The organism is Afipia sp. GW822-FHT04G07 (assembly GCF_058800765.1).
In genome coordinates, this window is the sequence record NZ_JBXAMP010000001.1 from 2,248,882 (window position 1) to 2,269,465 (window position 20,584).

The 20,584-nt window shown below is 61.7% G+C and carries 21 protein-coding genes; 13 read left to right on the top strand and 8 right to left on the bottom strand.

Annotated elements, in window-relative coordinates; all coding sequences use genetic code 11:
- Nucleotides 1-66 precede the first annotated feature (66 nt).
- The 3 genes from AC1RKJ_RS11050 (at nucleotide 67) to AC1RKJ_RS11060 (ending at nucleotide 4,164) form a co-directional block, all read left to right on the top strand.
- Entirely contained in the window at nucleotides 67-1,296 is a 1,230-nt protein-coding gene (locus AC1RKJ_RS11050; protein ID WP_492791008.1) for an ABC transporter substrate-binding protein, read from the top strand.
- Nucleotides 1,297-1,479: 183 nt separating this feature from the next.
- The gene (locus tag AC1RKJ_RS11055) at nucleotides 1,480-2,706 is read left to right on the top strand and encodes an ABC transporter substrate-binding protein (RefSeq protein WP_492791009.1); all 1,227 of its coding nucleotides are present in this window, start codon (nucleotides 1,480-1,482) and stop codon (nucleotides 2,704-2,706) included.
- Nucleotides 2,707-2,880: 174 nt separating this feature from the next.
- Nucleotides 2,881-4,164 (top strand): glycerate kinase type-2 family protein, encoded by a 1,284-nt coding sequence (locus AC1RKJ_RS11060; RefSeq protein WP_492791010.1) that lies wholly within the window; start codon nucleotides 2,881-2,883, stop codon nucleotides 4,162-4,164.
- Between the two features lie 103 nt (nucleotides 4,165-4,267).
- Here AC1RKJ_RS11060 and AC1RKJ_RS11065 read toward each other — a convergent pair whose 3' ends face one another.
- Complete coding sequence (locus AC1RKJ_RS11065) at nucleotides 4,268-4,780, bottom strand: MarR family winged helix-turn-helix transcriptional regulator (protein WP_492791011.1); 513 nt, start codon at nucleotides 4,778-4,780, stop codon at nucleotides 4,268-4,270.
- Nucleotides 4,781-5,009: 229 nt separating this feature from the next.
- Here AC1RKJ_RS11065 and AC1RKJ_RS11070 point away from each other — a divergent pair, with 229 nt between their 5' ends.
- The 4 genes from AC1RKJ_RS11070 (at nucleotide 5,010) to AC1RKJ_RS11085 (ending at nucleotide 9,695) form a co-directional block, all read left to right on the top strand.
- On the top strand, nucleotides 5,010-6,050 hold the full coding sequence (locus tag AC1RKJ_RS11070; protein WP_492791012.1) for a branched-chain amino acid ABC transporter permease: 1,041 nt from the start codon (nucleotides 5,010-5,012) through the stop codon (nucleotides 6,048-6,050).
- Nucleotides 6,050-7,819 carry a branched-chain amino acid ABC transporter ATP-binding protein/permease gene (locus AC1RKJ_RS11075; RefSeq protein WP_492791013.1) on the top strand — a complete coding sequence of 590 codons (1,770 nt, stop codon included), beginning with the start codon at nucleotides 6,050-6,052 and terminating at the stop codon, nucleotides 7,817-7,819. The genes AC1RKJ_RS11070 and AC1RKJ_RS11075 overlap by 1 nt, the downstream gene beginning before the upstream one ends.
- On the top strand, nucleotides 7,816-8,550 hold the full coding sequence (locus AC1RKJ_RS11080; RefSeq protein ID WP_492791014.1) for an ABC transporter ATP-binding protein: 735 nt from the start codon (nucleotides 7,816-7,818) through the stop codon (nucleotides 8,548-8,550). Before AC1RKJ_RS11075 ends, AC1RKJ_RS11080 begins: the two co-directional genes overlap by 4 nt.
- Before the next feature lie 137 nt (nucleotides 8,551-8,687).
- Nucleotides 8,688-9,695, top strand: a complete 1,008-nt coding sequence (locus tag AC1RKJ_RS11085) for an adenylate/guanylate cyclase domain-containing protein (RefSeq protein WP_492791015.1) — start codon at nucleotides 8,688-8,690, stop codon at nucleotides 9,693-9,695.
- Nucleotides 9,696-9,769: 74 nt separating this feature from the next.
- On the opposite strand, the gene AC1RKJ_RS11090 is transcribed toward AC1RKJ_RS11085, so the two are convergent.
- Nucleotides 9,770-10,924 (bottom strand): ABC transporter substrate-binding protein, encoded by a 1,155-nt coding sequence (locus AC1RKJ_RS11090; RefSeq protein WP_492791016.1) that lies wholly within the window; start codon nucleotides 10,922-10,924, stop codon nucleotides 9,770-9,772.
- A 304-nt stretch (nucleotides 10,925-11,228) separates the two neighbouring features.
- Between AC1RKJ_RS11090 and pobA the strand changes: the two genes are divergently transcribed.
- The gene (gene pobA / locus AC1RKJ_RS11095; RefSeq protein ID WP_492792707.1) at nucleotides 11,229-12,398 is read left to right on the top strand and encodes a 4-hydroxybenzoate 3-monooxygenase; all 1,170 of its coding nucleotides are present in this window, start codon (nucleotides 11,229-11,231) and stop codon (nucleotides 12,396-12,398) included.
- Nucleotides 12,399-12,568: 170 nt separating this feature from the next.
- The gene (locus tag AC1RKJ_RS11100) at nucleotides 12,569-13,000 is read left to right on the top strand and encodes a PaaI family thioesterase (RefSeq protein ID WP_492791017.1); all 432 of its coding nucleotides are present in this window, start codon (nucleotides 12,569-12,571) and stop codon (nucleotides 12,998-13,000) included.
- A gap of 3 nt (nucleotides 13,001-13,003) precedes the next feature.
- Here the strand turns inward: AC1RKJ_RS11100 and AC1RKJ_RS11105 are convergent, their stop codons facing one another.
- The gene (locus tag AC1RKJ_RS11105) at nucleotides 13,004-13,903 is read right to left on the bottom strand and encodes a LysR family transcriptional regulator (protein ID WP_492791018.1); all 900 of its coding nucleotides are present in this window, start codon (nucleotides 13,901-13,903) and stop codon (nucleotides 13,004-13,006) included.
- Nucleotides 13,904-14,011: 108 nt separating this feature from the next.
- Between AC1RKJ_RS11105 and AC1RKJ_RS11110 the strand changes: the two genes are divergently transcribed.
- Nucleotides 14,012-14,638: a pyridoxamine 5'-phosphate oxidase family protein gene (locus AC1RKJ_RS11110; protein ID WP_492791019.1), complete on the top strand. Its 627-nt coding sequence runs from the start codon at nucleotides 14,012-14,014 to the stop codon at nucleotides 14,636-14,638.
- Nucleotides 14,639-14,702: 64 nt separating this feature from the next.
- Here the strand turns inward: AC1RKJ_RS11110 and AC1RKJ_RS11115 are convergent, their stop codons facing one another.
- Nucleotides 14,703-15,431: a glutathione S-transferase family protein gene (locus tag AC1RKJ_RS11115; RefSeq protein ID WP_492791020.1), complete on the bottom strand. Its 729-nt coding sequence runs from the start codon at nucleotides 15,429-15,431 to the stop codon at nucleotides 14,703-14,705.
- A 92-nt stretch (nucleotides 15,432-15,523) separates the two neighbouring features.
- Between AC1RKJ_RS11115 and AC1RKJ_RS11120 the strand changes: the two genes are divergently transcribed.
- The 3 genes from AC1RKJ_RS11120 (at nucleotide 15,524) to AC1RKJ_RS11130 (ending at nucleotide 16,834) form a co-directional block, all read left to right on the top strand.
- Nucleotides 15,524-16,228 (top strand): helix-turn-helix transcriptional regulator, encoded by a 705-nt coding sequence (locus AC1RKJ_RS11120; protein ID WP_492791021.1) that lies wholly within the window; start codon nucleotides 15,524-15,526, stop codon nucleotides 16,226-16,228.
- Entirely contained in the window at nucleotides 16,225-16,575 is a 351-nt protein-coding gene (locus AC1RKJ_RS11125) for a YkgJ family cysteine cluster protein (RefSeq protein WP_492791022.1), read from the top strand. Before AC1RKJ_RS11120 ends, AC1RKJ_RS11125 begins: the two co-directional genes overlap by 4 nt.
- Before the next feature lie 76 nt (nucleotides 16,576-16,651).
- Nucleotides 16,652-16,834 carry a hypothetical protein gene (locus AC1RKJ_RS11130; RefSeq protein ID WP_492792708.1) on the top strand — a complete coding sequence of 61 codons (183 nt, stop codon included), beginning with the start codon at nucleotides 16,652-16,654 and terminating at the stop codon, nucleotides 16,832-16,834.
- A 21-nt stretch (nucleotides 16,835-16,855) separates the two neighbouring features.
- Here AC1RKJ_RS11130 and AC1RKJ_RS11135 read toward each other — a convergent pair whose 3' ends face one another.
- The 4 genes from AC1RKJ_RS11135 to AC1RKJ_RS11150 all read right to left on the bottom strand — a co-directional run bounded on the left by AC1RKJ_RS11135 (nucleotide 16,856) and on the right by AC1RKJ_RS11150 (nucleotide 20,572).
- Nucleotides 16,856-17,260, bottom strand: a complete 405-nt coding sequence (locus tag AC1RKJ_RS11135) for a hypothetical protein (protein ID WP_492791023.1) — start codon at nucleotides 17,258-17,260, stop codon at nucleotides 16,856-16,858.
- A 228-nt stretch (nucleotides 17,261-17,488) separates the two neighbouring features.
- Nucleotides 17,489-18,181, bottom strand: a complete 693-nt coding sequence (locus AC1RKJ_RS11140) for a nitroreductase (RefSeq protein ID WP_492791024.1) — start codon at nucleotides 18,179-18,181, stop codon at nucleotides 17,489-17,491.
- Nucleotides 18,182-18,186: 5 nt separating this feature from the next.
- The gene (locus AC1RKJ_RS11145; RefSeq protein WP_492791025.1) at nucleotides 18,187-19,431 is read right to left on the bottom strand and encodes an acyl-CoA dehydrogenase; all 1,245 of its coding nucleotides are present in this window, start codon (nucleotides 19,429-19,431) and stop codon (nucleotides 18,187-18,189) included.
- 13 nt (nucleotides 19,432-19,444) lie between these two features.
- Nucleotides 19,445-20,572: an acyl-CoA dehydrogenase family protein gene (locus tag AC1RKJ_RS11150; RefSeq protein ID WP_492791026.1), complete on the bottom strand. Its 1,128-nt coding sequence runs from the start codon at nucleotides 20,570-20,572 to the stop codon at nucleotides 19,445-19,447.
- Nucleotides 20,573-20,584: the final 12 nt, after the last annotated feature.

The following is a 20,584-nucleotide window of genomic DNA, read 5'->3' on the forward strand; positions in this document are numbered from 1 at the left end:
CCGGGCCGCAAAGAGCTCCAATCCAAAAAGCGAAGAGGACACACACCAGGATCAGGGAGTAAACGAATGACTATAACGAGATCTCGAGTTGCTATTGCCACGGCGGCTTTCGCCCTTCTCGCGGCGACAAGCACCGGCGCACTGGCCCAGAAAAAATACGACACCGGCGCAACCGATACCGAAATCAAGATCGGCAGCATCATGCCCTACAGCGGACCCGCTTCCGCCTACGGCATCATCGGAAAAACCCAGGCCGCCTACTTCAACATGATCAATGCCCAGGGCGGCATCAACGGCCGCAAGATCAACTTCATTTCCTACGATGACGGCTATTCGCCGCCGAAGGCCGTCGAGCAGGCCCGCAAGCTGGTCGAAAGCGACGAAGTGCTTTTCATCTTCAACTCGCTCGGCACGCCGTCGAATTCGGCGATTCAGAAATACATGAACGCCAAGAAGGTGCCGCAATTGTTCGTCGCCACCGGCGCGACCAAGTGGAACGACCCCAAGGAATTTCCATGGACCATGGGCTGGCAGCCCAACTATCAGAGCGAAGGCCGCATCTATGCGAAGTACCTGATGAAGGAGAAGCCGAACGGCAAGATCGGAATCCTTTATCAGAACGACGACTACGGCAAGGATTTGCTGAAGGGCCTGAAGGACGGCCTCGGCGCCAAGGGTGCGTCGATGATCATCGCGGAAGAACCCTATGAGACAACCGTTCCGACCGTCGATTCGCAGATCGTGGCACTGAAGTCCAAGGGCGCCGACGTCTTCGTCAGCATCACCACGCCGAAGTTCGGTGCGCAGTCGATCAAGAAAGTCGCTGAACTCGGCTGGAAGCCGCTGTTCATCCTGAACAACGTCGCCGCATCCGTCGGCTCGGTCATCAAGCCCGCCGGATTCGAAAACGCTCAGGACATCATCTCGGCGGCTTACGCCAAGGACGCCACCGATCCGCAGTGGAAGGACGATGCCGGCATGAAGGGATTCGACGCATTCCTCGTCAAGAACTTCCCCGAAGCCAACCGCACCGACGGCTCGGTGATGTTCGGCTACAACACCGCGATGACGATGGTGCATGTGCTGAAAGGCGCGGGCAACAATCTCACGCGTGAGAACATCATGAAGCAGGCGGCGAGCATCAAGAACCTTGAATTGCCGGGCTTGCTGCCGGGCATCAAGATCAACACCAGCGCGACCGATTTCGCGCCGATCAAGCAGCTCCAGCTTCAGAAGTTCAAGGGCGAGCGCTGGGAACTGTTCGGCCCGATCATCAGCGGCGAGGTGGGCGGCTGATCTTTCGCCCTGCGAAACGAAACTATTCAATCTGCTTCCGGACAGGCCTCTCTGCGACATTGTCGCAGGGGGGCTTTTCGTTTGAACGGTCCATGCAAACGGTATTGAATATGCCGCGAAGCAAAAAGCTTCCCATGCAAAAGCATGAAAAAAACATCAAGAACAGGTCAGGGAAACAAAAGAATGTCCGTCAAAAACATTCAGCGAGTTCTTTGTCTCGCTACCGTCGCGGCTCTCGCCGCCACAACGAGCGCGTTCGCGCAGAAAAAATACGACACCGGCGCGACCGACACCGAAATCAAGATCGGCAGCATCATGCCGTACAGCGGTCCGGCTTCCGCCTACGGCATTATCGGCAAGACCCAGGCGGCCTATTTCAACAAGATCAATGCTGAAGGCGGCATCAACGGCCGCAAGATCAATTTCATTTCCTACGATGACGGCTACAGCCCGCCGAAAGCCGTGGAGCAGGCCCGCAAGCTGGTCGAGAGCGACGAAGTCCTGCTGATCTTCAATTCGCTGGGAACGCCGTCGAACTCGGCGATCCAGAAATACATGAACACCAAGAAGGTGCCGCAGCTGTTCGTCGCCACCGGCGCAACCAAGTGGAATGATCCGAAGAACTTTCCGTGGACCATGGGCTGGCAGCCCAACTATCAGAGCGAAGGCATCATCTACGCGAAGTACCTGATGAAGGAAAAGCCGAACGGCAAGATCGGCATTCTCTATCAGAACGACGATTTCGGAAAGGACGTGCTCAAGGGCTTGAAGGACGGCCTCGGCGCCAAGGGTGCGTCGATGATCATCGCGGAAGAGCCCTATGAAACGTCGGTTCCGACCGTTGACTCGCAGATCGTCGCGCTGAAGTCCAAGGGCGCCGACGTCTTCGTCAGCATCACCACCCCGAAGTTCGGTGCGCAGTCGATCAAGAAGGTGGCGGAGCTCGGATGGAAGCCGCTGTTCATTCTCAACAACGTGGCCTCGTCCACGGGTTCGGTGATCAAGCCGGCCGGCTTCGAGAATGCGCAGGGCGTCATCTCGGCGACCTACGGCAAGGACCCGACCGACCCGCAGTGGAAGGACGACGCCGGCGTCAAGAACTTCGACGCGTTTCTGGTCAAGTACTTCCCTGAAGCCAACCGCGCCGACAGTTCGGTCGCGTTCGGCTACAGTTCAGCTCAGACCATGGTGCATGTCCTCAAGGCCTGTGGCGACAATCTCACCCGCGAGAACGTCATGAAGCAGGCGGCTAGCATCAAGAACCTGCAACAGGAAATGGGCTTGCCGGGTATCAAGATCAACACCAGCGCGACCGACTTCGCCCCGATCGAACAGTTGCAGATGATGAGGTTCACCGGAGAGCGCTGGCAGCTGTTCGGCCCCATCATCAGCGGCGAGATCGGCGGCTGATACGAAGCGCCTGCCGGGCGAGGCCTCGGATTTCCAGTTCTGAAATCCGGATTCCTCGCCCCGCACAGCCATATCGGACGACGTTTCCACCCTCCGCAATAACCTTGCGGAAGGTCTTTTACTGACCGGCTGATCGTGCGATCTCTGTCATCCCACAATGCACGCGATGACACGATGACCGATAAACGTCCCCTGCTGCGCGCGATGTTCGACGCCGCGGTCTCCGCCGCCCATCCCGACCGGATTCTCGGCAAGCACCTGCCTTCGCCGCCGAAGGGCCGGATCATCTGTCTCGCCGCCGGCAAGGCCGCCGGCGCTTTGGCCCATGCCGCGGAGCGGCATTATCTCGGCGAAGGGCGGATCGATCCGGCGCGGCTCTCGGGGCTCGCCACCACACGTCACGGACACGGCATGCCGACCAGCCGCATCGAGATCGTCGAAGCCGGTCATCCGGTGCCCGATGAAGCGGGACTGAAAGCCACCGCCCGCACGCTCGATCTTGCCGCGAGCGCCACCGCCGACGATCTGGTTCTGGTGCTGCTGTCCGGCGGCGGTTCGGCCAACTGGATCGCGCCTACCGACGGCGTGTCGTTCGTGCAGAAGCAGGCGATGAACAAGAGCCTGTTGCGGTCGGGCGCGCCGATCGGCGAGATGAACACCGTGCGGAAACATCTGTCGCGCATCAAGGGCGGCCGGCTCGCCCGCGCCGCCTCGCCCGCGCATATCCTGACGCTCGCGATTTCGGACGTGCCGCACGACGATCCCGCGACCATCGCATCGGGACCGACCGTGCCGGACACCACAACGCTCGCGGATGCCCGCGAGATCGTCGCGCGCTACGGCATCAAGGCCGATGATGCCGTGACCGAGGCGCTGAACGATCCGCGCAACGAAAGCTGCAAGCCCGGTGACGCGGCCTTCGCACGTGCGGAATTCCGGATCATCGCGCGGCCGCAGGAATCGCTCAATGCCGCTGTCGCGATTGCGCGAGAGGCCGGCTACGAGATTCTCGATCTCGGCGCGGACCTTGAAGGCGAAGCGCGTGATGTCGCAGCCGCTCATGCGCGGATCGCACTGAAGGCACAAGCCGACGGCAAGAAACTCGCGATCCTGTCCGGCGGCGAATTGACGGTGACCGTGCGCGGCAACGGGCGCGGCGGCCCCAATCAGGAATACGTGCTGGCGCTTGCGGCGCTGTTCGCGGACACCAGGGGCATCTCCGTGCTGGCCGGCGACACCGACGGCGCGGACGGCGGCGCGGGCTCCGCGGACGATCCGGCCGGCGCGTTGGCCGACCAGCGCACGTTTGCAAAGATGCGCGAGTTGAAACTCGATCCTGCGGCTTACCTTACCAACAACGACGCGACGGCGTTCTTCGCAGCGACCGGCGATCTGCTGAACGTCGGCCCGACACTGACCAACGTCAACGACATCCGCATCATTCTGGTGGATGTGTAACGCGCTTCGTCATAGCGAGCGGAGCGAAGCAATCCAGTCTGGACAGCATCAAGCAAGGACTGGATTGCATCGTCGCAAGCGCTCCTCGCAATGACGTAACGTCCTAAAATTCTCCGGCGATCTTGCCCAGCATCGCCAGCAAGAGATCGCGGTTGTCTTTGCCGAGCAATTCCTCCAACCGCGCTTCGTGCCGGGTCTCGATCAATTTTTTGGCGCGCGCCAGAACGGCGCGGCCTTTCTCCGTCAATTTCAGGATATGCGAGCGGCGATCGTTGCTCGAGCGGACCCGCACGCAAAGATCGCGGCTCTCCAGTTCGTCGAGCATGGCCACGAAATTCGGACGCAGAATTCCGAGCGTGCTGGCGATCTCGGTCTGGTTGCGTCCCGGATTGGCATCCACCAGCATCAGGACGGAAAACTGCGCCGGTGTCAGTTGCAGCGGTGCGACGCACCCGATGAAGTCGTCGAAAATCCTTAACTGGGCGCGCTTGAGCGAATAGCCGAGGAACTCCGACAGTGCACCGAGCTTGATCGGGCCGGTGGCCGCCGCTGGCTGCGCCACCCCCCGCGCCGGGCGCTTGGCTTTCGATGGACCGGCAGTTCTGGAAGCAACCATTGCGCTGTCTCGGGTGTACCGTCTCGGGTGGGCTGTCTCGGACGCGCGGCCTCGGTAGCAAGGCGCGATCATTCTGCTATAAAGCCGGGCGCTCCGGCCTTGAGATTATAATCGATAATCGTTATGAAACATATCAAATAGCGACGGCGGGTTTCAACCGCTGATTGGAGCGCCGGGCCTTCAAAACCCGCGTTCGACGCTTGAGGAAGCGCCGCTTTAAGGGGACGACTTGGACAGCACGATCCTTCTGTTTTTGTTGCAGGACGGAATCACCAGCGGCGCGATCTATGCGCTGCTCGGTCTCGCGCTTGTTCTGGTGTTCGCGGTCACGCGTGTCATCCTCATTCCGCAGGGCGAGTTCATCACGTTCGGCGCGCTGACCTACGCGACGCTGGCCGCCGGAAAAATGCCGGGTACAGCACTGCTTGCGCTCGGGATGGGCGTCATCGCTTTCTGTTTCGATATGGTCGCAGGCCGCAACGCCATGTCGGCAAAGCGGGCAGCCCGTTCGCTTGCGGTGAACATCGTGTTGCCGCTGGCGATCTGGGGCGTTGCGATGACGATGGCCGGGCGACAGAACGGCGTCGCGGTCAACTTCGTGCTGTCGATCGTCATTGTGGCGCCTATTGGTCTCTATCTCTATCGCATCGCCTATCAGCCGATCGCCCATGCCTCGGTGCTGGTGCTGCTGATCGCGTCGGTCGGCATTCACCTCGCGTTGCAGGGACTGGGCCTCGCGTTCTTCGGCCCCGAAGGATTGCGCGGACCCGCGATTTCCGCCGCCGCGCTCACCATCGGGCCATTGAGATTCACCGGCCAGAGCCTCGGCATCTACGCGATCACGATCGTCCTGATCGTCGGACTGTGGCTGCTGTTCGGCTACACGCTGTACGGCAAGGCGCTGCGCGCCACCGCCGTCAACCGCCTCGGCGCGCGCCTTGTCGGCATCCGCACCACGATCTCGGGCCAGTTCGCGTTCCTGCTCGCCGCCATCATCGGCACGATCTCGGGCATCCTGATCGTGCCCATCACAACCATCTACTACGACACGGGCTTCCTGATCGGGCTGAAAGGCTTCGTCGCCGCGATCATCGGCGGGCTCGTGAGCTATCCCCTCACCGCCGCCGCGGCGTTGGTGGTCGGGATCGTCGAGGCGTTCTCGTCGTTCTACGCCAGCAACTTCAAGGAGGTCATCGTCTTCACGCTGCTGCTTCCGGTTCTCGTCCTGCGCTCGCTGGCTTCGCCCGAAGTCGAAGAGGAAGAGGATTAATGACGCAGCGGTGGGCCATGATCGTGTTTGCGCTGGTGATGGCGGTGATTCCGTTCATTCCGGGTATGCCGCCATTCTGGATCGTGCTGCTCGACAATATCGGCCTCGCGGCGCTGGTGGCGATGGGCCTCGTGCTGCTGACCGGCGTCGGCGGCCTCACCTCGTTCGGCCAGGCGGCGTTCTGCGGCTTCGGCGCCTACACCACGGCAGTGCTGACCACATCTTATGGATTTTCTCCGTGGGTGACGCTGCCGCTGTCGCTGATCGTCAGCGGCGGCGCGGCCGTCATCCTCGGTCTGGTGACGGTACGCCTGTCCGGCCACTACCTTCCGCTCGGCACCATCGCCTGGGGCATCAGCCTCTTTTACCTGTTCAGCAAGCTGGAATTCGTCGGCCGCAATGACGGCATCTCCGGCATTCCGCCGTTGGCGATCGGATCGCTGCAACTGACCGATCCCGGCAAGATCTATTTCGCGATCTGGTTCGCGGTGATCGTCTGCGCGCTGCTGACGGTCAACCTTCTGGACTCGCGCACCGGCCGCGCCATTCGTGCTTTAAGGCGCGGCCACATCGCTGCCGAAGCGTTCGGCGTGCAGACCGCGCGTGCCAAGCTTCTGGTTTTCATCTATGCGGCGGTGCTCGCGGGATTGTCCGGCTGGCTCTACGCGCATTTCCAGCGCGCCGCGAACCCGACGCCGTTCGGCCTCAACGCCAGCATCGAATACCTGTTCATCGCCGTGGTCGGCGGCGCAGGTTACGTCTGGGGCGCTGTGCTCGGCGCGAGCATCGTCGTAGTGCTCAAGGAGATCTTGCAGAGCTACCTGCCGCTGGTGTTTCACGGCAACGCGCAACTTGAAACTGTGATTTTCGGAATCCTGCTGGTGGTTCTGTTGCAGATCGCGCCCGGCGGCATGTGGCCGAAGCTCGCCGCGCTGCTGCCGTTCAGCGTCCGGTTGCCGAAGCCGCGTGCAGCCGACGCCCTGCCCCCACGCGCCAAGGCCGTCGCCACGTCGGACACGCTGCTCGACATCAAGGACGCCCGCAAGCAGTTCGGCGGTGTCATCGCCGTCAATGACGTGTCGTTCAACGTGCAGGCGCGCGAGATCGTCGCGCTGATCGGCCCGAACGGCGCCGGCAAGAGCACCACATTCAACCTGATCACCGGCGTGCTCCGGGCCTCCGGCGGCACGATTTCCATTCTGGGCCGGAACGTGGACAACGCGCCGCCGCAGGATATCGCGAAACTCGGCGTCGCCCGCACCTTCCAGCACGTCAAGCTGGTGCCCGACATGAGCGTGCTGGAGAACGTCGCCATCGGCGCGCATCTGCGCGGTCATGCCGGCGCGATCGCCAGCATGTTGCGGCTCGACCGCAAGGACGAAGCTGGATTGCTGGCGGAAGCCGCGAAGCAAATCGCGCGCGTCGGCCTCGGCGACCAGATGCACCAGCTCGCCGGCAGTCTCTCGCTCGGCCAGCAGCGCATCGTGGAAATCGCCCGCGCGCTCTGCGTCGATCCGATCCTGCTGCTGCTCGACGAACCCGCCGCCGGTCTGCGCCACATGGAAAAACAAAAGCTCGCGGCATTGCTTCGGCAACTGCGCTCCGAGGGCATGTCGGTGCTGCTGGTCGAACACGACATGGGCTTCGTAATGGATATTGCCGACCGCATCGTGGTGCTGGAGTTCGGTACCAAGATCGCGCAAGGCACCCCGGCGGAAGTTCGTGCCAATCCCGACGTCATCAAGGCTTACCTTGGAGCAGCGTCATGACGACAAAGCTGCTCGCCGTTGATGACGTTCATGTCTCCTACGGCAAGGTCGAAGCCGTGCGCAACGCCACGCTCGACGTCGGCGCCAATGAGATCGTCACCATCATCGGCGCCAACGGCGCGGGCAAGACCACGCTGCTCAACGCCATCATGGGCATTCTTCCGCTGACCGGCAGCGTCACCTTCGCGGGCCAGCAGATCGCCAGGCTCGAGATCGAGGATCGGGTGGCTTTGGGCCTGTGCATCGTGCCCGAGCATCGCGAACTGTTCGGAACCATGACGGTTGAGGAGAATGTGCAGCTCGGCGGCTTCCGCGTGCCCCGCGCCGAGGCCGCGCGCGAGCAGGAGCGCGTTTACGCATTATTCCCACGATTGAAAGAACGGCGCACGCAGCTTGCGGGCACGCTGTCCGGCGGCGAGCAGCAGATGCTGGCGATGGGCCGCGCGCTGATGAGCCAGCCGCGCCTCTTGATGCTGGACGAGCCGTCACTCGGGCTCGCGCCGCTGATCGTCGCGGATATTTTCCGCACCATCGGCGAACTGAGGCAGGCCGGGGTGTCGGTGCTGCTGGTCGAGCAGAATGCCCGCGCGGCGCTGGAAATCGCGGATCGCGCCTATGTGATGGAGCTTGGCGAATTCGTCATGAGCGGATCGGCGAAGGACATCAGCGGCGATCAGCGTGTGGTGGCGAGCTATCTCGGATTCCAGCACGCCGAAGAGAGCAAGCTCTGAGTTCAGCTCCGGCCCGCGAGGTTGGCCGTTTACGGTCCCAGGATCGTTCGGTTTCAGCAGCCGAAATCATCTAACAATATGTCCCGTTCTGGCTGATACTCGTTCCCGCAACGTCTTGTTGCGGGGGCATGTCGATTATGGATGCAAGGTCCGAGCGCAAACTGCGCATGTTCATGACGATCCTGCTCGCCGGCATGGCCGGAGGGACTGTTTTTATCTTCGTCAATGTCGGGTTCTCACCATTACAGTTGCTGATCGGCATGATTTACGGCCTTCTCATCAGCGCCGCCATCGGGGCTTTCGAATTTACTGCGGCGGGACCGATGCGCGACTGGCTCGGAGCACTGCCGTTCAGCGCCAGCCTTGCGGTTCGCAGTGCATTCTACGCCGCCGTCATTGTTCTCATCCAGTACTTCGAACTTGGCGTCCGCATCGTCGGGATGACGCCTGATCCGGCCAAACAAGGATTCTGGGACGCCGTTATCTTTTCGGCGATCCTGTCGGTGGTGCTTAATCTCGTCTTTGCAATCACCAACATCATCGGCCGTAACACGCTGCTGAATCTCGTGACCGGGCGCTATCACACCCCTGTTGAGGAAAACCGGTTCGTCCTCTTCGTCGATATCGCGGGATCGACGGCCCTGGCCGAGCGCTTGGGCGGCCTCGGCATTCATCGCTTTCTCGACAAGACGTTCCGCACCTTGACCGGGCCGGTGATCGATTATCGCGGCGAGGTTCTGGATTACGTCGGTGACGAAATCATCGTCACCTGGACGGAGGCGTCGGGGGCGGTGGATTGCCGGCCGCTGCGCTGCTTTCTTGCGATGCGGGCCACCCTGCAGCAGCTTCAAGAGCGGTTTGAGAAGGAGTTCGGCGTCGCCCCGCGAATTCGCGGAAGCCTGCATTTTGGAAACGTGATTATCGGCGAGATCGGAGATATCAAGCGCGCCATCGTCTTCAACGGCGACGTCATGAACACGGCCGCGCGCCTTGAAGAACAAAGCCGCAATGTCGACGGCGGCTTTCTGGCCTCCCGCGCCGCCATCGAGCGCTTCAAATCCGCGCCGCCAGTGCCGATGCTTGATCTCGGCGTGCGGGACATCCGCGGCAAGTCCGATGGCATCGCCGTCATGGGACTTGCATGACGCAGGCGCGTCGCACAAACGAAAATGCCCGGCACAAGGCCGGGCATTTGTAGATCGGTCTCAAACAGCAGCGCTTACTTCACGACTTCATACTTGCCGTTCTTAACGGTCAGGATGATGCGCGAACGATCGTCGGTGCCGAAGCGATCCTTCTCGGTGAAGTTGTAGACACCCTGGCTCGCTGCGATCTCCTTCTCGGAGAGCAGCGCCTGACGAAGGCCTTCGCGGAATTCCGGCGTGCCGGGCTTGCCCTTCTTCAGCGCCACGGGAACGATGCGCTTGAGCACTTCGAACGTGTCGTACATGTGGCCCGCGAACTGGCTGCGGGTGTTGGCGCCGTACTTCTTCTCATACGCTTCGTTCAAGGCCAGTCCAGGCTTCTTGGTCAGCGCGCTGTCGGCCTGCCCTTCGGGAGCCATCACCGGGCCTGCGGCCATGATGACACCTTCCGCCGCCGGACCGCCGATGCGGATGAAGTCCATGCTCGCAGCACCGTGGGTCTGATAGATCAGTCCCTTGTAGCCACGTTCGCGCAGCGCCGCCTGCGGCAGCGCGGCTCCGGTGCCCGATGCGCCGATCAGGATGGCGTCGGGATTGGCCGCGACCAGTTTCAGCGCCTGACCCGTCACCGACGTGTCGGGACGCGCATACCGTTCCTCAGCGACAATGCTGATGCCGCCCATGGCGCCAGTCTGGGTCTTGATGTCGTTCAGCCACAGGTCGCCATAGGAATCCGAGAAGCCGATATAGCCGACGGTCTTGATGTTGTTCTTCTTCATGTGCTCGTAGAGCACCTTGCCCATGATCGGCACCGGCTGCGGCATCACCGCGGTCCACTTTTCGCGTGCCGGCGTGATCGGCATCGGCGCGAGGCTGAAATGCGGCACGCCGACTTCATTGGCCACTGTGGACATCGCGATCGACGGCGGCGTGGTCGAAGAGCCGACGATGATATCCGCGTTGGATTCAGTCACGAACCGGCGCGCATTGGTGGTGGCGGCGGTCGGATCGCCGGCGTCGTCCAGCACGATGGTCTTGATCTTCGCGCCACCGATTTCGGTCGGCACGAACTCGAGCGCATTCTTCTCGGGAATGCCGAGCGCGGCAGCGGGGCCGGTGGTGCTGACGCTGACGCCGATAGTGATATCCTGCGCCGAAGCCAGGGTCACGGCGCCCGGCAGTGTCACGGACGCCGCCAGTACCACGGCCGTCCAGGTTAGGTTCTTCATCAAGTCCTCCCTAAAGTACTCTTTTCAAGTTTCTCAAGTTTCGTTCAGCGGCCGAAAGCGCGACGACACGTTATTTGCGGTGCACCATCGCGTCCGGAATTTCCGCCATTCAGATAGAAGTTATCGGTCATTTGCAATGCCCGGCGCCTCTGCCATTGGTATGACAGTCAATCGGTAAGACAGTCCGGCTCTGACCACGTCGACAACCTTTTCCTATATTGTTATCTAGTATAATCAATTTTCCCGAGGCCGCAAAACCCTATTCGGGGGTTGGGAAACGATGCCGCAGGCGGGAGTGAAGTCGTTGCGAACACAGGTCGCCATCATCGGCGGAGGCCCGGCGGGCCATCTGCTCGGGCAGTTGCTGCACCATTACGGCGTCGACAACATCATCGTGGAGCGCAAGGACCGCGACTACATTCTCGGGCGAATCCGGGCCGGTGTTCTCGAACAGGGCACCGTCGACCTGCTGGACGAGGTGGGCATCGCCGAGCGGCTGCACCACGACGGCCTGATCCACCACGGCATCGAACTGGCGTTCGGCGGCAAGCGCCATCGCATCGACATGACAAAAGCCACCGGCAAGGTGGTGACGGTTTACGGCCAGACCGAGGTAACACGCGACCTGATGGATGCGCGCGCCAAAACCGGACAGAAAACCATCTATGACGCCGGCGACGTCAGCCTGCATGATTTCGAGGGCGAGCATCCGCGCGTGCGCTACGTCAAGGACGGAACGACCCACGAAATCGCCTGCGACTTCATTGCTGGCTGCGACGGTTTCCACGGTGTCAGCCGGCAAAGCGTCAAGCCGGATGCCCTCAAGACCTACGAGCGTGTTTATCCGTTCGGCTGGCTCGGGATCCTGTCCGAAACCCCGCCGGTCTCGCCCGAACTGATCTACAACAATCACGAACGCGGCTTCGCGCTCTGCTCGATGCGCTCGAACACCCGCAGCCGATATTACTTGCAATGCCCGCTCGATGATCACGTCGACAACTGGTCCGACGACAAATTCTGGGACGAGCTGAAACGCCGGCTCGATCCGGAAGCGGTGGATCATCTGGTCACGGGGCCCTCGATCGAAAAAAGCATCGCGCCGCTGCGCAGTTTCGTCGCCGAGCCGATGCGGTTCGGCCGCCTGTTTCTGGCGGGCGACGCGGCACACATCGTGCCGCCGACCGGCGCGAAGGGCCTGAATCTCGCGGCTAGCGATGTTCATTACCTGTCGCAGGCGCTGCGCGAATTCTATTCCGACAAATCGGCAGCCGGCATCGAAGATTATTCGCGCCGCGCACTCAGCCGGGTGTGGAAGGCCGAACGCTTCTCGTGGTGGATGACGTCGATGCTCCACCGGTTTCCCGACACCGATGAATTCAGTTCGCGCATCCAGATCACCGAATTGAACTACCTCGTCGATTCCGACGCTGCAAAAACATCGCTGTCGGAAAACTACGTCGGGCTGCCGTACTGACGAGCGGCTGCTTCCTCGTCCTGCTCTTACGTGAAACAACAATGACACTGCCGCTGTTTCAAACATGCGGCGTCGTGCTGTTTCAAACTTGATTCCGAATGCCCGCACCCGCGGTCCGCTTTATGCTGCGGACCAAGCGACATGCAATGCGCAGCATTTGGAAGAGAGCCATGGATACAACAGAGACCATAACCGATGTTCCGGACGGCTTCGAGCCGCATCCGCGCCGCAGTCCGATCACCGAGCCGTGGGAGCCAATCTACTTCAGAAAGACGGCGAAGGCCTACATCCTCGGGCTTCGGCTTGCCAAGGCGCACACCAATTCGCGCGGGCTGGTCCACGGCGGGCTGATCGCGACGCTGGCCGATAACGCCATGGGATTGAGTTGCAGCGTCAACATGGCCGATCCGCAGCGGCTGGTGACCATCAACCTCGCGGTCGACTATCTCGGATCGGCGAATGTCGGCCAGTGGCTTCAGGTCGACACGAACTTCGTCAAGGTCGGCGGTTCGATCTGCTTCGCGCAAAGCCTCATCACGGCGGACGGCGAGCCCTGCGCGCGTGGCAACGCGACCTTCAAGATTTTGCGGAAGAAGGACTAGGCATCACGCCGTGCCGAAGCGCCAATTTGTTTGCGCAACCACCAGATCGATAAACGCCCTGACTTTCGCCGACAACAGGCGCGAGGTCGGATAGACGATGTGGATCGGCAATGGCGGCGGCTCGAAATCGGCCAGCACGATTTTCAGCCGGCCCGCCTTGATCGATTCCGCAGCCTGATAGGCCAGAATGCTGACCAGGCCGCCACCCTGCTCCGCATACAGCAATGCCGCATCGGTGCTGTTGGTGGTGAAGCGCGATGCGGTCGGAACGCGCATCTCGCGGCCGTTCTCGACGAGACGCCACTCGGACTGCGAATTGCCTCCCGCGAACTGAATGATCTCGTGCCCGGCGAGATCGGACGGCTTCAATGGAGTGCCGCGTGTCTTGAGATAACGCGGCGAGGCCGCCACCACGCGGCGCATGTCTCCGACCATGCGGGCCACCACGCTGGAATCCGTCAGGTGGCCGATGCGCACCGCGAGATCGATGCCCTCGTCCACCAGGTTGACCATGCGATCCGACAGCCTGAGTTCGGCGCTGACATCCGGATATTTTTTCAGGTAGGCCGACATTAGCGGCCCGACATACAGCCGGCCGAACATCAGCGGCGCGGAAACGATGATCTTGCCGGACGGCCGCGCGCGCTCGGCTTGAACCGAGCCGTCCGCCTCTTCGACATCGGCCACGATCCGCCGTGCGCGTTCCAGATAGCGCGCGCCGACATCGGTCAGCGTTACCGAACGCGTGGTGCGCTGGAGCAGCCGCGCCCCGAGTTGCGCTTCAAGCCCGGCAATCAGCCGTGTGACGGCTGAAGCCGACAGCCCGAGCTTGCGCGCCGCCGGGGCAAATCCCTCAAGGTCGGCAACGGACACAAAAGCGCGCATGGCATCGAGACGGTCCATGGCATTATTTCATAATCTGCAACGATGAACTGTCAATGCCGGCGATTATGCTCGGCCGGAGATTGCCTAGATTCGAGCTATGTTAGCGAGCGATCAGGAGGGCCAGTGATGACCGTTGCCCATGCTTTTTCAAGCGATGTCGCGTTTACGCCTGCGGTGAAGGAGATCCAGGCCCGCAAGGGCTCACGCGATGCCTATGCCCGCGTCGAGGAGAACGGCGGCTGGCGCACCGAGATCGACGAGTCGCTTGCGGCCTTCATCGGCGAACAGACCAGTTTCTTTCTGGCGACGGCCACCGCCGACGGGCAACCCTATATCCAGCATCGCGGCGGCCCGGCGGGCTTCATCAAGATCCTCGACAAGCAAACGCTCGCCTTCGCGGATTACAAAGGCAACCGGCAGTACATCACGCAGGGCAACCTCACCGAAAATCCGAAGGCCTATATTTTCCTGATCGATTACGTCAACCGCCGCCGCGTCAAGCTCTGGGGTGAGGCGCGTGTGATCGAGGACGATCCCGCGCTGATCGCCTCGTTGATGCCCCGTGATTACAAGGCGAAGCCTGAGCAGGCAATCCTGTTCAAGATCGCCGCCTGGGACACCAATTGCCCGCAGCATATCCCGATGAAATTCGACGCCGCCGATGTTGCAACCGCGATCGCAGCCCGCGATGAGCGCATTGCCGAACTCGAGGCCGAAGTCGCGCAGCTGAAGCAGCGGCACTCATCGACATAGCGACACGAGATAGTGGCAGCGGGGAGATGCCCGCTCTCCCCGGCTGCGGGGGAAGCAGGGTGCGTCACGCCGCTTCCGACAACCGCTGCCATGGATGTTCCGGATAGTACCGCCCCATCATCCGCTCGACATAGGCGACGAGATTGGAGAACTCCAGCACCCGGTCGCGCAACGGCGAATCGAAGAACGGCGTCAACAGGCCGGCCAGCACGCCAAAAACGATGGCGTCAGCGCCGCACGGACGATCCCCCATCAGATAGTCCTTCCAGCCAAGCTGCATTGACAGCGCGGACAGTGACAGCGTCCCGAACTCGACGATTTCCGGCAACGAATGGCGCGCAGGCCCCGCCATGCGGACAACGTCCGCCACACGCGCACGGGCATCATCCCTCAGCTGCTCACGAATGGCATCCGGCGCGGCATCGAAGAAATGCGATGGCCCCTTGGCAAAATTCTCGGGGATCATCCAGCGCATATGGACCAGCATCCAGTACAGATGGTTTTCCACCATGCGTTCGGTGGTCCAGGCTTCGGCGCGTTGGCGCTCGTCGAGCGCGGCATCGAGATCGATGCCACGGGTTTTTTCCAGATGCAGCCTGATAAAGGTGGTGTCCGAGATGCGCTCATCGCCATCGTCGATGTAGGGCAGCTGCCCCTTGGGCGAATCCTCGCGCGAACCCACCGCCTTGACATAGGCCAGCTTCGCCATTTTTAGCTGAACCTCGGCCTTCATGACATAAGGGCTGGCCTCCGGAAGGCCGAAATAGGGACCAAAACCGTAAAGCGTGATCATCGGGGCATCCTTTGAGCGTTGAAAAGATGCCCATTTGTAGCTACCCCCTGCTGCCAACGTGGTGTCAGTAGCGGACCTGCAGGACCAACAGAATGCGGCGCGCCGACCGGCTATTTCAGATCATTCAGGTGCTCCGGCGCACCGGCAAGCCGCTGACCGCGGAGGCCATTGCCAACGAACTGGAAACCTCGAAACGCACGATCTACCGCGACATCGCCACCCTGATCAGCCAGCGCGTACCGATCCGGGGCGAGGCCGGCACCGGCTATGTGCTGGAAAAAGGGTTCGACATGCCGCCGCTGATGCTGACCCCGGACGAGATCGAGGCGGCGGTGCTGGGCGCGCAGTGGGTCGCCGGGCGAGCCGATCCGGTGCTGGCGAAGGCGGCGCTGGATCTGATCACCAAGATCGTCGAGACCATCCCGGAACGGCTGCAGCCGCTTGCGCTCGAACCCGCGAGCCGGACGCCGCTGAAACGGAGCGATACGCAGGACAGCATCGATATGACGCGATTGCGTGCCCATATCCATGCCAGCAAAAAAGTCCTGCTGCACTATTGCGACGAGCAGGGCCGCGACAGCCAGCGCACGGTGTGGCCGATTGCCGTCGGCTATCTTGAAACGGTACGGCATCTCGCCGGATGGTGCGAGTTGCGCAAGGACTTTCGCAGCTTCCGGATCGACCGGATCGCTCAGGCCGTGTTTCTGGAGGAGAAATATCCTGAACGCCGCACGGCGTTGCGAGTCAAATGGATGAAGAGCATGCATGATGCCCGCATGCGCGAGTGCACATCATGACCGCGAGCGACAATCCCTGCCAAAGCTGCGGCGCCTGCTGTTCCTATTCGAGCAACTGGCCGCGCTTCACGGTGGAGGACGACGCAGCGCTCGATCTTATCCCCGAGAAATTCGTCAATGACCGGCTGTCGGGGATGCGCTGCGACGGCGACCGGTGCACGGCGCTGACCGGCAAGGTCGGAATTTCCACGGCGTGCGGGATCTATGCCGTGCGGCCCGAGGTGTGCCGGACCTGCATGCCCGGCGATCCGGAATGCGCGATGGCGCGGCGCAGGTTCGGACTTGAAGAACTCCCTGGGGAACTTTCGGTGGAACTCACGGCAGGTTTCCTGCCGGATGGCCATTAATCGCGGAACGAAACCACCTCTTTGGGCGTCAACCATTCCACCGACAGAATTGCCTCAAGTGGAGGAGCACGACGCCATGCAGGAAACCGAAATTCACACCTATGCCCGGCAGTTGATGGAAATCCACGGGCCGCAGGCAATTGCAAAGGCCGCACAACGGGCGGTCGAGTGCGAAGCGCAGGGCGAGGCCGAGCAGGCCAGGACATGGCGGCACGTTGAGGACGCATTGAAGATCATGCGCGGGCCGCGCCAGAGTTGAACAGGCGCGGTCGTCGTCGGCTCAGGCCGGCATTGCCGCGAAGTCGCTGTCGTCGTCCATCTCGTCCATCGCAGGAACGAAGGTGCTGAGCGGCTTGGTCGACAGCGTGATACCGCGCCGGTTGCCGTAGGACGATGCGACCGGCTGTGACGACGGCGCTTCCCGCGACATCGCGAACAATGTCGATCCGACGATGCCGCCCTGCTCGACCAGATCGCGTTCCGTGCAGGTCGCGGCAATGGCGAGGCTCATGCCGTGCAGATGCGCGCGCTTGTAACAGAACAGCGCCAGCATCGCCCGGACATCCGAAGACACCGATTCTACAAGTTGAGGAAGGCCATGTTCGCTGGCACGGTACAGGCTTCCGAGCATTTCGTCGCCCACGGGGCAGACATCGTTCTCAAAGGCTTCGCGGCTGGACCACATTGGTAATCTCCCGAGCGCGATCTGCCAAAAACGGAATTCACTTTTGCCGATTGCGCTGAAAGGGAAGATGCAGTGCAATTTCCTAACGCAGAGTTAACCACCCTCTCCGTTACGAGCCCGCGTTCATATTATGTAGAGGGTTACCGAAACGGGTTCCCTGACGTGATTCGGCTGTGTGATTCGGCGCGGCGCGCTTCCGAAACCGGCTTCCACTTTCGAGATCATGCCCTAGCCGATGAACGTCACAGCTTCCGGGATCGTCGCGCGGTTGGTGCGGTAGCTGTTGGCGAGATGCGTCGCGTCCGCATAACCGAATGAGATGCCGCACACCACGCGGCGATCCTCACCGACGCCGAGATGCTTGCGCACCACGTCCGCATGACCTGCCAGCGCTGCCTGCGGAACGGTCGCGAGACCTGCGGCCTGCGCGGCGAGCATGAAGTTGCTGACATAGCCGCCGCAGTCGATCGCGCCATAGACGCCGAGCGCTTCGTCGCTGGTGATGATGGCCACATGCGGCGCACCGAAGAAGCGGAAATTTTCCAACATCTGCTTGTTGTATGCGGCCTTGTCGCCGCGCGGGATACCGAGCGCGTTATAGAGCTGGAAGCCGCTTTCGCGCCGGCGGTCCAGGTAGACGCCCTGATACTCGCGCGGAAACTCGAAATCGGTGACGGGCGGCGCGCGTTCGCTCGCCGCCTTGTACATTGCCTCGCCGAATGTCTTGACCGCATGGCCGGAGAAAATCGCAACCTGCCACGGCTGGCTGTTGCACCATGACGCAGTCTTTTGCGCGGCAGTCAGCACACGTTCGATGGTCGCGCGCGGCACGGGGTCAGACTTGAACGCACGACAGGAGTACCGCGCGGCCAGAAGCTTCTCCACGACCTCGATGTCGCGGTTGTCGGGTTGTGCAAGCATGGCGTTCAGCGTCCCTTGGTCGGAATGGCATTGAAGGGGACATCCTTGTCGACGCGGATGTCGCCCGGCAATCCGAGCACGCGCTCGGCGATGATGTTGCGCAGGATCTCGTCGGTGCCGCCCTCGACCCGCGTCGCGGGCGAGCGCAGCAGCATCGACTGGAACTGCCCGGCGGCCGCGACAGAGTCCGCATCGTTGAGAACGCCGGCAGCGCCCTGAAGATCGAGCGCGAACATCGCGATGTCCTGAAGCATCGAGCCCGACACCAGCTTGCCGATGGAGTTCTCGGGGCCCGGACGCTCGCCGCGCGAAAGCGCCGAAATCGAGCGATAGCTGGTATATTTCAGGCCGCTCGCCTTCACCGCCCAATTCGCGAGCTTCGAGCGAACGTTTTTGTCATCGATCGCCGGTCCGTCATCGAGCATCAGCTTGCTGCAAAAATCGAACATCTCCGGCACGCCGGTGACGATGCGCGCGCCGATCGACATGCGCTCGTTCATCAGTGTGGTGAGCGATACGTTCCACCCGTCATTGACCTTGCCGAGACGCTGCGAGTCCGGGATCCGCACGTCGTTGAAGAAAACCTCGTTGAATTCGGCCTGACCGTTGGCCTGCTTGATCGGCTTCACCACAACGCCTGGGCTCTTCATGTCCAGGAAGAACATCGTGAGGCCCTTGTGCTTCGGCTGCGTCGGATCTGTCCGGGTGATGACGATGCCGTAGTCGGAGAAATGCGCCCCCGTGGTCCAGACCTTCTGGCCGTTGATGATCCAGTCGTCGCCCTGTTTCTCCGCACGCGTGCGCAAACCGGCAACGTCGGACCCCGCCGCTGGTTCAGAGAACAACTGACACCAGATGTTCTCGCCGGACGCGAGCTTCGGCAGATACTTCTTTTTGTCCTCTTCGCCGGCATAGGCCATCATGGTTGGGCCGCACATGCCCTGCCCGATCAGGAACACGCTTTCCAGCTTGATGAAAACGCCTTCTTCCTGCTGCCAGATGACGCGCTCGATGGGAGACGCGCCGCGCCCGCCATATTCCTTCGGCCAGTGCAGACAAGCCCAGCCGGCCTCGGCTTTCTTCTTCTGCCAGTTCTTCGACTCGGAGAGAATATCGCCGCTGCGCAACTTGATGCGGCCGACCGACGGTTCGGAAAGCTCGCTCTCAAGGCGCTTCGGCGCGTTGGCCTTAATCCACGCACGGGCCTCGGCGCGAAACGCGGCCTCCTGTGGAGTGTCATCGAAATTCATGGACGTGATCCTCTCAAGAAGCGTTTCGGAAGCGCATCCGGTCAATCAGCCGGTTTTCCCAGTAGGTCTGGCTTCCAAGCATCAGCGCCAGTGCATTGGCGCGGCGGTAATACAGGTGGCAGTCGAACTCCCAGGTGAAGCCCATGCCGCCATGGACCTGATTGTTGTTCTTCGCGCAGTGCAGGAACGCCTGCGTTGCGCTGACGCGCGCAGTGGCGGCAGCTTCCGGCAATTCTCCCGCATCCGTCGAAAGCGCCCACGCGCCGTAGTAACAATTCGAGCGCGCCAGCGTTGCGGACACATACATATCGGCCAGAAGATGCTTCACCGCCTGGAACGATCCGATCTGACGCCCGAAAGCAATGCGATCCAGCGCATAGTCGCGCCCCATTTCCAGCGCGCGATCCGCGCCGCCGACCTGCTCGAACGCGACCAGCACCGCTGCACGATCGAGCACGCGGGTGAGAATGCTCCAGCCTTCGGTGGCAGCCCCCAACGGCTCTGCCTTGCACTTGTCGAAAACGATCTCGGCCTGACCGTGCGCCTGATCGATATTCGACAACGGCCTGCGCGTGACGCCTGCGCCATTGAGATCGACGATAAACAGACCGATATCGGTTTCGCGGCCGGTCGATCCGGTGCGCGCCGCCACGACGGCGAAATCGGCGATGGCGCCGTCCGGCACCGGCTTCTTGGTGCCACTGACTGTCCCCTGCGAACCCGAAACATTGATCGCCTTCGGCGACGGATTGCCTGCGCCCTCGAACAGCGCCAGCGTTCCGATGGCTTCGCCCGACGCGATCTTCGGCAGCCATTTGGCTTTCTGCTCATCGCTGCCTGCGAGCATGATGGCTTCGGCCGCAAGGTAGATCGTGGACGAGAACGGCACCGGCGCCAGCGCGCGGCCCATCTCCTCGGCTATCACGCAGAGTTCGAGATGACCCGCGCCCGCACCGCCGAATTCTTCAGGGATCGCGACGCCGAGAAAACCCATCTCGGCAAGGCCCTTCCATAGCGCCTTGTCATACGGCGCGTTGCCTTCCAGCACGAAGCGCACGGCTTTCGGCGGCGAATGCTCGGCAAGATAGCGCCGCGCCTGATCGCGCAACTGTTTCTGGTCGTCGGAGAATTCAAAATTCATGGGTTTGCGACT

Excerpts from the sequence above, each read along its gene's own strand:
- AC1RKJ_RS11125 (WP_492791022.1), top strand. The coding sequence starts at position 16,225 with ATGACCGCGAGCGACAATCCCTGCCAAAGCTGCGGCGCCTGCTGTTCC.
- AC1RKJ_RS11055 (WP_492791009.1), top strand. The coding sequence starts at position 1,480 with ATGTCCGTCAAAAACATTCAGCGAGTTCTTTGTCTCGCTACCGTCGCG.
- AC1RKJ_RS11080 (WP_492791014.1), top strand. The coding sequence starts at position 7,816 with ATGACGACAAAGCTGCTCGCCGTTGATGACGTTCATGTCTCCTACGGC.
- AC1RKJ_RS11065 (WP_492791011.1), bottom strand. The coding sequence starts at position 4,780 with ATGGTTGCTTCCAGAACTGCCGGTCCATCGAAAGCCAAGCGCCCGGCG.
- AC1RKJ_RS11085 (WP_492791015.1), top strand. The coding sequence starts at position 8,688 with ATGGATGCAAGGTCCGAGCGCAAACTGCGCATGTTCATGACGATCCTG.
- AC1RKJ_RS11150 (WP_492791026.1), bottom strand. The coding sequence starts at position 20,572 with ATGAATTTTGAATTCTCCGACGACCAGAAACAGTTGCGCGATCAGGCG.
- AC1RKJ_RS11140 (WP_492791024.1), bottom strand. The coding sequence starts at position 18,181 with ATGCTTGCACAACCCGACAACCGCGACATCGAGGTCGTGGAGAAGCTT.
- AC1RKJ_RS11105 (WP_492791018.1), bottom strand. The coding sequence starts at position 13,903 with ATGGACCGTCTCGATGCCATGCGCGCTTTTGTGTCCGTTGCCGACCTT.
- AC1RKJ_RS11075 (WP_492791013.1), top strand. The coding sequence starts at position 6,050 with ATGACGCAGCGGTGGGCCATGATCGTGTTTGCGCTGGTGATGGCGGTG.
- AC1RKJ_RS11110 (WP_492791019.1), top strand. The coding sequence starts at position 14,012 with ATGACCGTTGCCCATGCTTTTTCAAGCGATGTCGCGTTTACGCCTGCG.
- AC1RKJ_RS11135 (WP_492791023.1), bottom strand. The coding sequence starts at position 17,260 with ATGTGGTCCAGCCGCGAAGCCTTTGAGAACGATGTCTGCCCCGTGGGC.
- AC1RKJ_RS11120 (WP_492791021.1), top strand. The coding sequence starts at position 15,524 with ATGCGGCGCGCCGACCGGCTATTTCAGATCATTCAGGTGCTCCGGCGC.
- AC1RKJ_RS11060 (WP_492791010.1), top strand. The coding sequence starts at position 2,881 with ATGACCGATAAACGTCCCCTGCTGCGCGCGATGTTCGACGCCGCGGTC.
- AC1RKJ_RS11145 (WP_492791025.1), bottom strand. The coding sequence starts at position 19,431 with ATGAATTTCGATGACACTCCACAGGAGGCCGCGTTTCGCGCCGAGGCC.
- AC1RKJ_RS11100 (WP_492791017.1), top strand. The coding sequence starts at position 12,569 with ATGGATACAACAGAGACCATAACCGATGTTCCGGACGGCTTCGAGCCG.
- AC1RKJ_RS11130 (WP_492792708.1), top strand. The coding sequence starts at position 16,652 with ATGCAGGAAACCGAAATTCACACCTATGCCCGGCAGTTGATGGAAATC.
- AC1RKJ_RS11050 (WP_492791008.1), top strand. The coding sequence starts at position 67 with ATGACTATAACGAGATCTCGAGTTGCTATTGCCACGGCGGCTTTCGCC.
- AC1RKJ_RS11090 (WP_492791016.1), bottom strand. The coding sequence starts at position 10,924 with ATGAAGAACCTAACCTGGACGGCCGTGGTACTGGCGGCGTCCGTGACA.
- AC1RKJ_RS11115 (WP_492791020.1), bottom strand. The coding sequence starts at position 15,431 with ATGATCACGCTTTACGGTTTTGGTCCCTATTTCGGCCTTCCGGAGGCC.